The sequence below is a fragment of the Acidobacterium sp. S8 genome (assembly GCF_009765985.1).
GTDB lineage: Bacteria > Acidobacteriota > Terriglobia > Terriglobales > Acidobacteriaceae > Alloacidobacterium.
Genome location: NZ_LMUM01000004.1, coordinates 43,807 through 58,858, shown reverse-complemented (window position 1 = coordinate 58,858; position 15,052 = coordinate 43,807). Strand labels below are relative to the sequence as shown.

The 15,052-nt window shown below is 55.1% G+C and carries 12 protein-coding genes; 5 read left to right on the top strand and 7 right to left on the bottom strand.

The genetic code is table 11. From position 1 onward, the window contains the following. Window positions 1-43: 43 nt before the first annotated feature. Genes GSQ86_RS00940 through GSQ86_RS00930 form a run of 3 tightly spaced genes read left to right on the top strand, consistent with a single transcriptional unit; the run spans window position 44 to window position 3,991 of the window. Window positions 44-1,444, top strand: a complete 1,401-nt coding sequence (locus tag GSQ86_RS00940) for a sigma-54 dependent transcriptional regulator (RefSeq protein WP_158748082.1) — start codon at window positions 44-46, stop codon at window positions 1,442-1,444. 22 nt (window positions 1,445-1,466) lie between these two features. Further along, window positions 1,467-3,395 carry a PAS domain-containing sensor histidine kinase gene (locus tag GSQ86_RS00935; RefSeq protein WP_158748081.1) on the top strand — a complete coding sequence of 643 codons (1,929 nt, stop codon included), beginning with the start codon at window positions 1,467-1,469 and terminating at the stop codon, window positions 3,393-3,395. Beyond that, window positions 3,392-3,991 carry a hypothetical protein gene (locus tag GSQ86_RS00930; RefSeq protein WP_158748080.1) on the top strand — a complete coding sequence of 200 codons (600 nt, stop codon included), beginning with the start codon at window positions 3,392-3,394 and terminating at the stop codon, window positions 3,989-3,991. The genes GSQ86_RS00935 and GSQ86_RS00930 overlap by 4 nt, the downstream gene beginning before the upstream one ends. 5 nt (window positions 3,992-3,996) lie before the next feature. Here the strand turns inward: GSQ86_RS00930 and GSQ86_RS00925 are convergent, their stop codons facing one another. The 3 genes from GSQ86_RS00925 to GSQ86_RS00915 form a co-directional block, all read right to left on the bottom strand. Next, on the bottom strand, window positions 3,997-4,677 hold the full coding sequence (locus GSQ86_RS00925; protein WP_158748079.1) for a TonB family protein: 681 nt from the start codon (window positions 4,675-4,677) through the stop codon (window positions 3,997-3,999). A gap of 93 nt (window positions 4,678-4,770) precedes the next feature. Beyond that, window positions 4,771-5,649 carry an NAD(+)/NADH kinase gene (locus tag GSQ86_RS00920; protein WP_371719890.1) on the bottom strand — a complete coding sequence of 293 codons (879 nt, stop codon included), beginning with the start codon at window positions 5,647-5,649 and terminating at the stop codon, window positions 4,771-4,773. Window positions 5,650-5,687: 38 nt separating this feature from the next. Next, on the bottom strand, window positions 5,688-6,443 hold the full coding sequence (locus GSQ86_RS00915; RefSeq protein ID WP_158748077.1) for a TlyA family RNA methyltransferase: 756 nt from the start codon (window positions 6,441-6,443) through the stop codon (window positions 5,688-5,690). A 185-nt stretch (window positions 6,444-6,628) separates the two neighbouring features. On the opposite strand from GSQ86_RS00915, the gene GSQ86_RS00910 reads away from it, so the two are divergent. Further along, window positions 6,629-6,862 carry a CDGSH iron-sulfur domain-containing protein gene (locus GSQ86_RS00910; protein WP_158748076.1) on the top strand — a complete coding sequence of 78 codons (234 nt, stop codon included), beginning with the start codon at window positions 6,629-6,631 and terminating at the stop codon, window positions 6,860-6,862. A 71-nt stretch (window positions 6,863-6,933) separates the two neighbouring features. Here the strand turns inward: GSQ86_RS00910 and GSQ86_RS00905 are convergent, their stop codons facing one another. Further along, the gene (locus tag GSQ86_RS00905; RefSeq protein ID WP_158748075.1) at window positions 6,934-7,116 is read right to left on the bottom strand and encodes a hypothetical protein; all 183 of its coding nucleotides are present in this window, start codon (window positions 7,114-7,116) and stop codon (window positions 6,934-6,936) included. A 137-nt stretch (window positions 7,117-7,253) separates the two neighbouring features. Here GSQ86_RS00905 and treY point away from each other — a divergent pair, with 137 nt between their 5' ends. After that, window positions 7,254-10,217 (top strand): malto-oligosyltrehalose synthase, encoded by a 2,964-nt coding sequence (treY, locus tag GSQ86_RS00900; RefSeq protein ID WP_158748074.1) that lies wholly within the window; start codon window positions 7,254-7,256, stop codon window positions 10,215-10,217. A gap of 5 nt (window positions 10,218-10,222) precedes the next feature. Here treY and malQ read toward each other — a convergent pair whose 3' ends face one another. The 3 genes from malQ to GSQ86_RS00885 all read right to left on the bottom strand — a co-directional run bounded on the left by malQ (window position 10,223) and on the right by GSQ86_RS00885 (window position 14,890). Then, complete coding sequence (gene malQ / locus GSQ86_RS00895) at window positions 10,223-11,749, bottom strand: 4-alpha-glucanotransferase (protein ID WP_158748073.1); 1,527 nt, start codon at window positions 11,747-11,749, stop codon at window positions 10,223-10,225. A 94-nt stretch (window positions 11,750-11,843) separates the two neighbouring features. Continuing rightward, a complete protein-coding gene (locus GSQ86_RS00890; protein ID WP_158748072.1) occupies window positions 11,844-13,847 on the bottom strand; it encodes a peptidyl-prolyl cis-trans isomerase in 2,004 nt (667 codons plus the stop codon). A gap of 185 nt (window positions 13,848-14,032) precedes the next feature. Then, the gene (locus GSQ86_RS00885; RefSeq protein WP_254062050.1) at window positions 14,033-14,890 is read right to left on the bottom strand and encodes a metallophosphoesterase; all 858 of its coding nucleotides are present in this window, start codon (window positions 14,888-14,890) and stop codon (window positions 14,033-14,035) included. Between the last annotated feature and the right edge of the window lie 162 nt (window positions 14,891-15,052).

The following is a 15,052-nucleotide window of genomic DNA, read 5'->3' as shown; positions in this document are numbered from 1 at the left end:
CAAACGAAGAAGTCCCCAAAATTGAAGTTGTTCGCAGGAAAGAATGTCTATTCAAGAAAAAGTCTTGATTGTAGAAGACGAAGAAAATGCCCTGACTGGACTCGCGGAGCTTGTCTCAGGATGGGGGTACCGCACTGACACCGCCCGTGATGGGCTTGAGGGCTTGGAGCGCGCCCAGGCGTGGCAGCCCGGAATCGTGCTTACGGACCTGAAAATGCCACGGATGGACGGGCTGGAGCTGCTGGAACGCCTCGGTGAGATGAAGCAGCAGGATCAGGCGGTTATTGTCATCACAGCGCAAGGCAGCATCGAGCAGGCCGTCGAAGCGATGAAGATCGGTGCGTACGACTTCATCCAGAAGCCGATCGATCCCAATCGGTTGCGGACGATTCTGGCAAATGCCAGTCGTCAGCGTGAAACCCAGCAGGAGCTGGAAGTCACGCGACGCAAGCTGCGCGATACGGGTGTGCTTGGCCCGCTTGTCGGCTCTTCAAAGAAAATGCAGGAGCTTTTTGGCCTGATCGAACGGGTGGCTACGAGCAACGTGTCTGTCCTGATTACAGGCGAGAGCGGAACCGGCAAAGAACTCGTCGCGCGCACATTGCATGATCTAAGCCCGCGTAAAAACAAGGCTTTCGTCGCGGTAAACTGCGCGGCCATTCCGGAGACACTGATTGAAAGCGAGATCTTCGGGCATGAAAAAGGAGCGTTTACCGGAGCGTTGGAGCGTCGGGCTGGATGCTTTGAACTTGCAGAGGAAGGCACGCTGTTGCTTGATGAAATCGGCGAGATGCCGGTAGGCACACAGGCGAAACTGTTGCGGGTTCTTGAGGACCGCAAACTGCGCCGACTGGGCAGCAAGATTGAGTCTGAGGTTGATGTCCGGGTGCTGGCGGCTACGAATAAGGTACCGGAAGATGCCGTAGAGGCAGGCGAGCTGCGCGGTGATCTTTATTACCGGCTGAATGTCTTCAATATCCATATGCCTCCGCTGCGCGAACACAAGGAAGATATTCCGGCGATTGTGGACTCGATGCTTCGGGATATGAACGAAAAACATGAACGTCAGGTGGCGGGCGTGAATGAAGATGTGATGGTGCGGCTGATGGCCTACGACTGGCCCGGCAATGTCCGCGAACTGCGCAACACCATCGAACGGGCCGTGGTCCTTTGCAGCGATGGATATGTCGATGCCCGCCATTTGCCTCCTGGCTTCGGAAGTAAACCTATACGGCACGTGGCTGAGAGTGACGCGAATGTGGTGCAAGTTGAGGTGGGAACGACCGTGGATGAAGCTGAGCGTCGCCTCATCATGAAAACCCTCGAATCGACGCATAATAATAAGACCAAGGCGGCGGAGATTCTTGGCATCAGCCTCAAAACTCTGCATAACAAGCTGAAGGAGTATGGCAGCGCCAGCAGTGCGGATGTTGTTAACGAATAATCCGGCGTCCTTCCAATAGTGCATGCGGCTTAAAACAAAACTCGTGGTGGCGATCACCTGTCTGGTCTTCGTCACCGTTACGGTGCTTTCATGGCTCTATTTCAGCCAGTTGCTGAAGGAGCACATCGAGCAGTCGTACAACGCGACGGATATCATCGCGCACCAGCTTCAATTTGCCACCCGGCAAGCGATTGAAAATGGCACGCGCAACATGGCGATTAATCCAAATGACCCCGTGCAGGTGCATAAAGCCGTGGCCACTGCGATACAGCAGGATGCCGGGCTCAACGCGCTGCTGAAATCGGTCATCAGCTACTCGCCCACCGTCTTCGATATCTCGATTACAGACGCCGAAAATCGGGCGTATATCAGTACGGACCCTTCGCAACAGGGGCAGGTGCTGCCCTCTCGTCCGAAGTATGCCTCTCTTCGGAAATTGTCGGTAGTCGAGACGCTGGAGGTGGTATTCGGGCCACCGCGCGTCTATGACATCTCGCTGGGATTGGAACGACAAGGTCAGATTCTGGCAAATGTCAGGATCGGGATTCGCACTACGTTTCTGAGCAACACTTTCCTGCCGTGGATCTATGAATCTGGCAGCCTTGTCGGCATCACGATATTCGCCACAATCATTGTTTCTGCCTTCGTTTCCAACCTCGCGCTGCGGCCGATCGAAATCATCAGCCAGCGGCTCGATGCGTTATCACAGCCTGGCCCGGAGCCTGCCGGAGAGGTTGAAGCCGGGGATGCCAAAGACACGGTCGTGCAGGTTTCGAACAAGATTGAACGCCTGGGACGGCGCATGCGAAACGTGGAAGAGGTTTTCGCCACTCTTAAAGAAAACCTTGACCAAATCCTGTCTAACCTACAGGATGGAATGATGTTATTCACGCACGATGCGCGCGCGGTACTGGTTAGCAATTCGGTTGAGCGGTTCTTGAATGTGGAACGGGACACCATTCTCGGAGCTGGCGTACACGAGATTTTTGACAATACTACCGTTCTCGGAAGCCTGGTGCGCGAGGCATTTGACAGGAGTATCGCGCTGGTACAGGAGGAAATCGTCACGGAGACGGGAAGGCGGGTCGAGGTCTCGCTGGACTTCATTCATGACGATCGCGGACCACAGCAGCGGCAGGGACTGGGCGCGCTGCTGACCCTGCACGACATCGAGTCGGTCCAGGAGATCGAGTCAGAACTCGAGATTTCGCGCCGTATGGCGGCGATTGGGCAGCTTACCTCGGGCGTTGGACATGAGGTAAAGAATCCGATTAACGCAATTGTCGTGCATCTGGAGTTGCTACGCAATAAAATGAGCGCGCAGGATTCCCCCGCCATACGTCATCTGGATGTGATCCGGAATGAGATTCAGCGACTGGACCGAGTGGTCCAGACGCTCGTGGATTTTTCGCGGCCGGTGGAACTCCGACTTGTGGATCAAGACCTGCGGACGATCGTAAACGGAGTCCTGATGCTTGCTTCCGCAGAGTTGGAGATACAGGGCGTGCGGGTCGTGAACTCTCTACCGCCGCATCCGGTGATCGCGAAGGTCGATGCTGATTTGATGAAGCAGGCATTGCTGAATGTTGTTCTGAACGGGGCCCAGGCTATGGCAGCCGGTGGAGAGTTGAGCGTCCGGCTCAGCGAGGATTCGCGGTGGGCTGCACTGAGCATCGCTGACCAGGGAGAGGGGATTCCAGACGAGATTCGCTCCAAAATCTTCAATCTTTATTTCACGACCAAAAAAGAGGGCAGTGGCATTGGGCTTGCCATGACCTATCGAATCATTCAGCTTCATAATGGTCAGGTTGACGTAAAATCACAAGTGGGCCAGGGAACGACATTCATATTAAAAATTCCAGTCGTTAACCCTTCTGAATCAAAATTGCGCGGATATCTGGAAACAGGGGCCGCAACTGGCACTGCGACTGCTAAGGAGCCTTGGGGATGAAAACCGCACGCTTAATTGCGGTGACAGCCATATTTATTATTTTTCTGTCCGGGTGCCGGCATAAGCAGAACTCTGTCCCGCCGCCGCAGGCGCAGGCCCCGGCTACCGCCCCCGCGGCGGATATGGCCCATGTGCCTTCACTGCCAGCGTTGCCACCACCGCCCCCACCAGACGTGGGTGTAGCGGAGTCACAGCCAGCGCCGGCTGTGGAATCTCATCCACGCAAGACGAGCCACCATAAACCAGCCCCGACCAAACCTGCGACCACGGATACGGCGAGTACCGCGACACCGGATAAGGTTCAAACGCAAGCCGCAACCGGGCCTGCTCCGGATGCTTCCCCCATTGGACAGCTCTCTTCAACAAGCGGAAATGTGAGCACGGGCCGAGGCGATATCGAGCAGTTGATCAACAGCACGGAAAAAGGTCTGAACGGGATCAATCGCACACTGAGCACCAATGAGCAGCTCACTTCAACCCAGATACGAGTATTCCTGGCCAAAGCAAGGGAGGCGCTAGCGGAAAATGATCTTGATGGCGCTCAGACCCTGGCTGTGAAGGCGAAGGTGCTGCTGGAAGAGCTCACAAAAAAATAAGAGGATTATTCGGAGAGCGGGTAATTCCGGTTAAAAGGAAATACCAGCTCGATGCTCGAAGGAACTGGCCCGCCGTTGAGCATGGCTGGATGAAACTGCCATCCGCGGACTGTGTCGAGCACGATCCCGTCGAGGGCGTTTCCTAATCCGCTGACCAGCGTTGCCTGCTGCACTTTTCCATCAGCTCCCAGGTTTACATCAATAATCACTTTCTGGTCTGCCTGCGGAAGCAGGGCTCGATCTTTCACGGGCGGAGACGGCGAGAGGGTTGGATAAGCAGGATACATGCTCTGCGCACTGTTTCCAGGACCGGTGATACCAGGATTCGGGCGGCCTCCGGATGAGCTTGCGTTAAGGGACGTCTGGGCCTGCTGCGGCTCAGGCGCGAGCGCAGGCTTTTCCGGGGCTTTGACACGCGGGTGAACAGGCGCATGCGAAGCAGATGTCATTTTTGCGGCGGCAGGCCTGGCTTCAATCGCGTCTGATAATGCGCTCTGGCTGAGCTCCAGCATGGAAACCTGCGGCGCAGAGCCCGCCATAGCCGGCCTGACAATGACGGCGTGATGCGAGCGCATAGAGCCAATCAGGATTGGCACGAGAACAATCGCATGCGCTGCCAGGGAGTATGCCGGCGTGCGCCAATCGCGCGGGGACGGTTGCGGATCAGGACGAAATAGGCTGCCCATAGTTGCTCCTGACGAAGCGATGGAGACCTTCGAGCATCTGTTCTTACTTTAACGCTGTTTGTCGCAGGCATCCAGCACTCATGGCTGTATGCCCTACCGCTCGCCCCATTTCAACTTGGACCGGAGTACGTCAAAAAATCCGGCAGCGCCGAGACGAACCAACCGCACACCGTATTGCGAGCGGCGGCAATGCAGCTCATCTCCGACCTTCAGGGGTATCGCCTCCTGCCCATCTACGGTGAGATACATCTGATCGGGTATCCCTTCAATGCTCAAAGCCAGGTTGGCATTGCCGCGTACGACCAGCGGTCTAAGAGTAAGCAGATGGGGACACACAGGAGAAACGATGAGGGCATCGACATCCGGCACCACGATAGGGCCATTGGCCGCCAACGAATATGCGGTAGAACCGGTCGGCGTCGAAACGATCACGCCATCGGCGCGAAAGGATGCCACCAACTGGTTATCGAGCCGGATGGTGAAATTGACCATGCGGGCGATGGAGCCTTTCGACAAAACCACATCGTTCAGCGCTTCATGCTCGGCGTAGATCTTGCCGTCGCGGCAAAGCTCGCTATGAAGCATGGCGCGGCTTTCGATGGTGCAGCAGTTATCGCACCATCCTTCCAGCGTGGTGTAGATATCGGCAAGACGCACCTCGGTCAGGAAACCTAGCGAGCCGAGGTTTACGCTCATAATAGGAATGCTTGTCTTCGCAAAGACGCGCGCAGCGGCAAGAAGCGTCCCGTCGCCGCCAAGAACGACGACCAGCTCCGGATTTTGATCCGGCATCTTGTCGCGCGGTACGACGCGTTCCTCATGAGCGTAATTAGCACTCACGGGGTCGAGAATGGCTTCAAAGCCGCGTGCACGGAGCCAGAGAATCAACTCCGGCAAAAGCGTGACGAGCTCTTCTTTCTGTGGCTTCGAAATGATGGCTATGCGTCGCATCAGGTTCCAGTGTAATCGCATACCCGTTGCAGTGAACTGTGGATGCGTGACGGCTAGAGTTATTCATCCCTTTTGGGAAAACGGGCGTACAGAAGGAACTCGCGGTTCCCTTCGGCTCCAAGTATTGGCGAATCTAAAATTTCGATTCCCTCGCCTCCAAGTGACTCGACACAGGTGCGAACTTTATCGATCGCCAGCTGGTGCGCCGCCGGATCGCGCACAATGCCACCTTTGCCGACATGCTCTCTGCCTGCTTCAAACTGCGGTTTCACCAGCACGACGGCTTCATGGCTGAGATTTGCTTGTTTGAACGCGGCAGGAATGACGGCCGGGAGAATTAGTGTCGCGGAGATGAAAGATACGTCCATACCGAGAAAAGAGATTTCGGACGGCAAGCCATCAGCCTCGATGTGTCGGGCATTCGTGCGCTCCATGAGGGTGACGCGCGGGTCGCTGCGCAGCTTCTGCGCGATCTGTCCGTAGCCGGTATCCACTGCCAGGACGCGGGCTGCCCCATGTTGCAGCATGCAATCAGTGAAGCCTCCAGTGGAGGCGCCCACATCGAGACAGAAGCGTCCAGCCAGGCCGATCTGCCAGCGTTGCAGTGCGGCTTCGAGTTTAAGGCCGCCACGACTTACATAACGCAGGTCATCGCCGAGAATGCGGATCGTTACATCATCCGTGACACTGCTTCCCGGCTTTTCTACCTTTTGCTCGTTGACGAGAACCCGGCCTGCGATTATGAGCGCCTGAGCCTTTTCCCGGGTTGGAGCCAATTGTCGCTCCAGCAATAGTTTGTCCAGACGCGTCTTCATCTCAGAGCTTGTGCTGCATTCTTAAGAATAACTGCTCTTGATTTATCTGGATGTGAGCACGCGGCGCCTGCAGATACTCAGCAATTACGTAGCTCGGCAAGAGAGAATCCCCACCTATGCGATCTTGAGCTCCAATGCTTGCTACACTCGGAGTCGAGCTACATCATTTTCCGGAGTAAAAACTAATGTCTGAAAACGAAGTAACAATCACTGTGCGTCCGAACGGTCCCTTTCGCGTGGAAGGTCCTTGCAAACTGCTGGATGCTGATGGCAAAGAATGGGATCTGACCGGCAAGCCGGCTTTCTCGCTGTGCCGGTGCGGCGGTTCTACCAAGAAGCCCTTTTGCGATGGAACCCACTCGAAGATTGGTTTCCAGGCTGCGGAAGCTGCCGTCTCGGCGGCGGACGCACAAAAGTAAGCTCGCACAGCCTCAAAAGCTGTCTATGTGAAGGCATTCCCACCTTGATTCGCGCAAGGTGGGAATAGCGTTTATTTGCCCTGCAGCGAAGCGATTACGGATTCGACGTTCGGCTGAGCATTCTTAAGATAATCGCTGACACGCTTGCGCTCCTCTGGTGTCAGTGTTTGCGCGAGCGCAAGAACGCGGCGCAGTGTAACGGATACATCGTCGACATAATTCATCAATCGTATTGCTTCGCCGGAAAGGGGCATCGGTTCCTCGGAAATCGAATTTCTTTCTCCTATTGTCTGCGCGAGAAGGCGCTTTCGTAAAGTCGCACCGCGTGAAAACCCGCTTTATTCCTTTCGCATCTAATCGCAGGAAACCGCAACCAGCCTCCGAGGAAAAAATGGAAGAGTGTATTCAGCAGGTAGCGCGCAGTGATGCGCGGGCGCCGATCTCGACTTATCGCCTACAAATGCACTCGGAATTTACTTTTGCCGACGCGCAAAAGATTTTGGCCTATCTGCGGCAGCTTGGCATAAGCGACATGTACAGCTCGCCGATCTTCGAAGCACGCGCAGGAAGCCAGCATGGCTATGATGTGATTCGACACGACCGGCTGAATCCAGAGCTGGGAGGCGAAGCCGGCTTCAATCAGCTCTCCGCTGCTCTACGTGAAAACCAGATGGGACTGCTGCTTGACATTGTTCCGAACCACATGGGCGTGGATAACAATTCGGTATGGTGGCAGGATATTCTGGAGAATGGCCGGGCCTCAGAGTATGCCAATTTTTTCGACATTGACTGGGAGCCGCTTGAAGCGGATATGCGTAACAAGTTGCTGCTGCCCATCCTCGGCAACAGTTACGGCGAAGAACTTGAGCAGAAAAAGATTCAGGTAGCCTTTGAGAACGGCCGCGCACGGATCGATTATTACGATCATTCGTTTCCTATTGCGCCGCGCACCATTCCCATCCTCTTTCCACCCGAGACCGATGAAAAGGACGGCGTGCCGTCTTCCTTTCGAGATCTGTTGAAGGAACTGGCGCATATTCCTCCTCACGATACAGTCGATCCGAATCTCGCCGCACAGCGCCGTGAACAATTGTCTGAGCTTCGCCCGCGCCTGCAGAAGGCTCTGCTGTCGTCCGGATTGCAGCCTGTGCTTCAGATTGCCGCCGAGCGCATCAACGGAACCGAAGGCGATCCGCGAAGCTTTGACTTGCTGCATTCGCTGCTCGAAGTACAGCCCTACAGGCTGGCTTATTGGCGCGCTTCGTCGGAAGAGATCAATTACCGGCGGTTTTTCGACGTCAATGATCTGGTAGGGCTGCGCATGGAAGATCCGCAGGCATTCGCGCAGACCCACTGCCTTGTTCGCCGATTACTGGCGAAACAGCAGGTCACGGGCCTTCGCATAGACCACTGCGACGGGATGTTCAATCCTCGACAGTATCTGATTCGGTTGCAATTGCTGTATGTGGCCAGCCAGTGTTTCGGTGAAACGACCCAGGAGCCCGCCGCTCCGAACGGCATCGAAACTGAGATTCTGGACACGCTGCGAGGATATGACTGGGCGCGCAGCGAAGGCCCGCTTTACACGGTGGTGGAGAAGATCCTGGAGCCTCGCGAAGCTCTTCCGCGTGAGTGGCCAGTGCGTGGAACGTCGGGATACGATTTCCTCCACCTTGCCAACCATATTTTTATCCAGGCGCAGAACGAAGAATATTTCACCGCCTTATATGCGAAAATTCTTGGCCGCAGCGTCGATCCCGGTGAGCTCATCTACCGGTCTAAGCTGCAAATCATGCGTACATCGCTTTCGAGCGAAGTGTACGTGCTCACGAACCTGCTTCATCAGTTAGCGAATGCGGACCGTCGCGCGCGGGACTTCACGGAGAACATGCTGGAAACCGTGATTCGTGAAACCATTGCATGCTTTCCCGTTTACAGGACATACATCGATGATCGCGGACACTACACGGATCGCGATATTGCATTTATTGCCCAAGCTATCTGGCGCGCCAAGTATTACAACCCGGAGATCGATGGTTCGGCGTTCGACTTTCTGCAGAACACGCTTCTTCTTGGCGACCGCGATGATGAGAAATACCAGGCGCGTCTTTATTTTGCGCTGAAGTTTCAGCAACTGACCGGGCCGGTGATGGCAAAGGGCGTGGAAGATACTGCCTTCTATGTTTACGCACGCTTTCTTTCTTCCAATGAGGTCGGCAGTTCGCTGAAGGCTTTCGGCATCTCTGCTGATTTTTTTCATGCGAGCAATCAGGACCGGCTGCAGAAGTCGCCGGACTCCATGCTTGGCACTTCGACACACGACACGAAGCGCAGCGAAGATCTACGCAACCGTTTGAATGTGTTGTCGGAAATACCAACGCAGTGGTCTTCCATCGTACGGCGCTGGGTCCGCATCAATGCGCAGTATAAGCAGACGCTGAGCGATGGCCGCATTGCCCCGGATGCAAACGAAGAATATTTCATCTACCAGACGATTGTGGGTGCGTGGCCCTGGCAGATGAATACGCTTGAAGATCGCCAACAATTCCTCGAGCGAATGAAGCAATACTGCGCGAAAGCATTCAGTGAAGCGAAGGTGAATGTCAGCTGGATCAATCCGAATCCTGCTTACCTTGAAGCCGTCAATAAGTTTCTCACTTCGATTTTGATTCCCGAAGGATCGGCACGCGAAACCCGTTTCGTCGGGATGTTGAAGACTTTTTTGCGGCCGATACAGTTCTTCGGAGCTATCAATTCTCTTTCGCAGGTCATACTGAAAATTGCCTCGCCTGGAGTTCCGGATTTTTACCAGGGCACAGATCTATGGGATCTCAGCCTTGTCGATCCCGATAACCGGCGGCCGGTTGATTATGCGTATCGTGAAGAGACTTTAAATGCGCTGCGTGAGACGGCCGACCGCGACGACGCGGCATCCGTGTGCGCTGAAGTTCTTCGCTCGCTGCCTGATGGGCGGATTAAATTGTGGACGATGCATCGGGCACTGACGACGCGCAACCAGCTGCACTCGCTCTTTCGGCATGGAGATTACATCCCGCTGAACATCGAAGTCGAAAGACAGCAAAATGCCCTGGCTTTTTTGCGCCAGGATCAGAAGACCAAAGAAGCGGTTCTGGTTGTGGTTCCCCGCTTCGCTTGCTCACTGTCAAAAGAAAAGCCGCAGAACCTTGAAGGCGATCTATGGGGAAGAGCGATGCTCTCGCTGCCGGCTGACACCCCGAAGACTTTTACAAACGTCTTCACCGGTGAGGAACTGCAGGCTGATGAGGCAGGCAGGCTGCAGCTACGCGATATCTTCGCGAAATACCCTGTCGCGATGCTGACGAGCAAAGTCTGATTCGGCTATTCCTCTTCAGAATCGGGCAAGCGTTCGCGATCAGTGACCTCTGAGAGCGTTGCTAGCCGCTTTGCCAAGTCTTTCATTAATTTTCCTTCAGGACAGCGCCAGGTCCAGTTGTCTTCGGGGCGCGAAGGCACATTCATGCGGGCTTCCGAACCGAGTTCAAGCACATCCTGGACGGGAAAGAGGCAGATATCGGCCACTGAAGTGGCAGCCGCGCGGATGAGAGGCCATACAGCGCCCTCGTTGCCGGTATTTACGTAAGCCTCTACCGCCGCTTTTTCTGCTTCGGAAGCGCCATTCTCCCACCATCCGCGCGTCGTGTCATTGTCATGAGTGCCGGTATAGACCACCGAATTTTTCTCATAACGGTGCGGGAGATAGTTGTGTGCGCCGCGGTTGGAAAATCCGAACTGCAAAATCCTCATGCCCGGCAGACGGAACTGCTCGCGAATCGCATCCACTTCGTCGGTGATGAGTCCGAGATCTTCGGCGATGAAAGGCAGCTCTCCAAGCGCTTCCTGCAGCTTCGAAAACAACGCCGCTCCGGGAGCTTTGATCCACTCACCGTTGACCGCAGTTTCGTCTTCCGCAGGAATCGACCAGTAAGCCTCGAAGCCGCGGAAATGGTCGAGACGAATGAGATCGTAGAGCGAATGCGCGCGGCGGATGCGATCTACCCACCAGTCGAAGCCGCGGGATTCGAGCACATCCCAGCGATAAATGGGATTGCCCCAGCGTTGTCCTGTTTCGCTGAAATAATCCGGTGGCACGCCTGAAACTCGAACCGGCGAAAGATCCTCGTTCAACTCGAAGATATCGCGGTGGGTCCATACGTCGGCGCTGTCATAGTTTACGAAGATGGCTACATCGCCGATGAAGTGAATATCGCGTTCCGCGCAATACTGCCGCAAGGCTACCCACTGCTCATCGAAAGCAAACTGGATCACCTGCTCGATGGCCAGCGCTTCTCCCTGTTCTTTTTCGAGACGGGACAAGGCGCCTTCATCGCGATATGCATATTCGCGCGGCCACGAGTTCCACCCGGCGCCGTTGAATTTTCGGCGCAGCATGCTGTAGCGCGCGTAGTCATTCAGCCACGTTGCGTTCTCTTTGCAGTAGCCTTCAAAGCGCACCCATTGCTTGCTCAGGCCCGGCTCTTGATGATGATGGAGGAAATTGCGAGCTGCTTCTTCGAGCAGCGGCGTCTTTACCTTGTCTACTTCTTCAAAGTGGATGTTCCCTGAATGGCCAGGTAATCCTGCAATTCGACTGCCTGCGATCCACCCCCACTCGGAGAGTTTTTCCAGGCTGATCAGCAGAGGATTTCCCGCAAATGCAGAGAGCGCGGCGTATGGCGAATTGCCATAACCTGTAGGACTAAGTGGAAGCACCTGCCAGAGCCGTTGCTTTCCTGCAGCCAGAAAATCTGCGAATGCATATGCAGCCGGGCCAAGGTCCCCGATACCGCCATAGGAAGGCAGCGAAGTGATGTGCAGCAGCAATCCCGAAGACCGCTCAAATGGCATAATATTTTCCCGCGCCCATCCAGAAAAAAAGGCCCGTGATTCGACAGATTCCAAACCACGAGCCCCGGTTGCTCATTGCATTGTTGCTATCTGGTTACGACCGCGGAGCACCTGGAGCTCCGGGAGCACCGGGCGCTCCCGGTAACCCCGGCTGCTGCGCGCGCTTGCTGATGCTGATGCGGCCTTCCTTCTGGTACTTATCGGTCAGGTTGGTGACGAAGACGGCAAACATCTCTTCGCGCTTCTGATCTAACAGTGAATCGCGTGTCTGGTCGAAATTCTTCTGAACCTCATCCGGCGTCGGCTGCTGCTTCTGAGTGAGCTTGACGACCGCTCCCGTACGCTGACCCTGAATCGCATTGCTGATCTGTCCAACACTAAGATCGAAGAGCTGCGGAGCCGTTGAAGCCAATTGTCCGATGTCAGGAACCTGTGCATCGCGGCCCACCAGATCGCTGCTCTTTACTGTTGCGCCAACCTCTTTGGCAGCTTTGGCAAGATCGTTTTCTGCCTTGGCCTTGTCAGCCAGTTCACTGGTCTTGCGAGACAGAAGCTGCGGCAGTTGCTGGTCGCGGAAATCATCCTGAATATGCGACTTGTATTCATCGAAGGACGGGGCGTGTGCCGCATGCACATCTTCTACCTGGAAGACGGCATAGCCGTCGCCAGTGGATGCAACCTGTGGAGCAGCGCCTTGTTTGGCCGTGAAAGCTGTGGTCAGCATCTGCGAACCGTCGGCAAGCGTGGGGATAATCGCATTCTGCGCGATGTAGTCAGTCGTTGTCACTTGCAGGTGATGCGCAGTAGCAGTCTGCGACAGACCGTTCTTCTGCGCTTCGCTGGCCAGCTGCTGCCCGAAAGCCTGCTGCGCGTCCGATTCCTTCTGGCGTGTCAGCACAGATACGATGGTCTGCTTCACTTCATCCAGAGGCCGCGTGTGAGCAGTCTGCTTCTCTTCCGTCTGAATGATATGATAGCCGAACTTGGTGCGTACCAGGTCTGAGGTTTGTCCCGGCTGCAACGCGAAGGCGGCCTTATCGAACTCGGGCACTGTGACGCCATGCTTGAGGAATCCAAGCTCACCGCCCTGATCTTTGCTGCCCGGATCGTCGGAATTCTTCTTAGCCAGATCGGCGAAGTTGCCGCCATTGTGCAGCTGCTTCAGAATGTCCTCTGCCTTCTGCTTCGCAGCAGCATCGGCTTTCGGATCTGCATTCTGATCAACCTTGATGAGGATGTGGCGCACCTTCACCTGGTCGTCAACCTGATAGTCCTTCTGATGCTGGCTGTAATACTGTTGCACTTCTGCATCCGTGACCTGCGGAGCGCCGCCCGGAAGGTTGGAAGTATTGAAGGCAATGTACTGAATCTTGCGCGTCTCGGGAATCGCCTTTGCGTAACGCGCCGCATTCTGTTTGAAGAATGCCTGCAGTTCTGTATCAGACGGGTTGATCGTCTTGCGCAGGTCATCGGCGCTGATCACGGCGTAGTCAAATTTGATCTTGGTTCCCTGCTGCAGATATGACTCGCGCACCTGTTGGTCTGAAACCGTCATACCAGCCGTGACGAAAGAACGGAGTCGGTTTTCTTGAATTTCCTTCTTCAGTTCGTTTTCAAACTGCTCGCGGGAAAGACCGAAGTTCTGCGACACCAGGCTGGCGTATTGCGCGTCGCCGACATACTTCCCATTCGGAAAGAGCACCTGTCCCCACATGCCGGTGTGCAGGAACGAGCGAATATCCTCGTCCGTCACCTTCACTCCAAGGCGGTTCGCTTCCTGCAATTCAATGTGCTGCTGAATCAGCCCCTGCCCTACGCGCTGCATCATGAAAGGCAGAACGAAATCGGGCAGCTGTTGACGCTGCAGCATGCGCTGCGCGAGCTGCTGTACTTCCTGCGTGGAAACTTCGTCGCTGGAGCCGAAGATGCGGCCAAAGACGCCGCTTCCGTGAATGGTCGCGTATGTATCCGCGCTGGAAACCTGATCACTGAAAATGCCGGGAACCAGCGTGACGACCATGGTGATGCAGGCTACGGAGATAATCACGATGAAGATCGCCTTCACCGCGCGGCTGTCCTTCTGAAGAAAACGAATCATGAATGGGTAATGACCTTCTCGAATCTGAGCGCTTTGCAGACGTTCCCGCTGAGCGAAAAACGGCTTCTCCTGGCTGTGTCAGGAACTATCTCATTATAAATGAGCGCGAAAAATATTACCGTCGCCACGAAAAAGATGCTGGCGCAATCTCGTCTTTCATAGCTCCGGAGGAAATTTGAGCAGGACTATGTCAATGTAAGGACAGTGATTTCAGGCGGGCAGTTGAGTCGGAAGGGTACTCCAACCGTGCCGATGCCCCTGTTGACATAAAGCTGCATGGGGCCGAGCTGAAAATGCCCTTGGATGTACTTCTTGCCCATGGGAGGCAGATAGACTGGCGGCACAAATGGCATGCGTACCTGTCCGCCATGCGTGTGCCCGGAAAGCATCAGATCGACACCGTGCTTTACCGCTTCAGTGGCGCTATCTGGTTCATGCGCCATCAGAATCACCGGATTTCCGTCGGTCCTGACACCTTTTGGAATCGACTTCTCGTAATTCGGACGCTCTTTGCCGTTTAGCCAGTCGGCGAGTCCTGCAAGCCAGATACGCTTACCGTCGCGTTCCAGGGCAACGCTTTTATTGTTCAGCACCGGGATGCGGTGCGTCTCCAGCGCATCCGTAATTGCGGGCTCGTTCACCTCGCAATCGTGGTTTCCCAGGATGGCGTAGCGTTGCTGACACTCAATGCGCGTCAGCACCTCGGAACATTCATACGCCCACGTTACCGGGATATCGCTTTTTTCCCTTGGGGTGCTGATGAAGTCGCCGGTGAGGAGAACGAGGTCCGCTTTCAGCGCGTTCACGTCATGCAGAACAAGCTTGAGGAAAAACTCTTCCGTAAACTTCTGATAATGAATATCGGAGATCTGTACAATGCGGAAACCTTTAAAGGCATCCGGCAGACCGTCGAGCCGGATCGTGCGCTGGACAATATCGATCTCATGCCGCGCAATTTCGCCGGAGTAGAGGCCCATGCCAAGTATCGACAGACCGGAAAGTCCGAGAAATTGGCGGCGGGATAGAATCCTCTGTTTCTCCATTGTGGAGATACTGCCCATTTCATAATGATAATGGAAGGCAGGCAAGAGCTCTGTTTGCTGCGCGTATTCGACCAGACCAGATGAAGAAATAAATGCCTCAATCCACATTTCTTACGGAACCTGGGGTTTGCCACAGACGTAATCCGAACAACAGAGAGGACT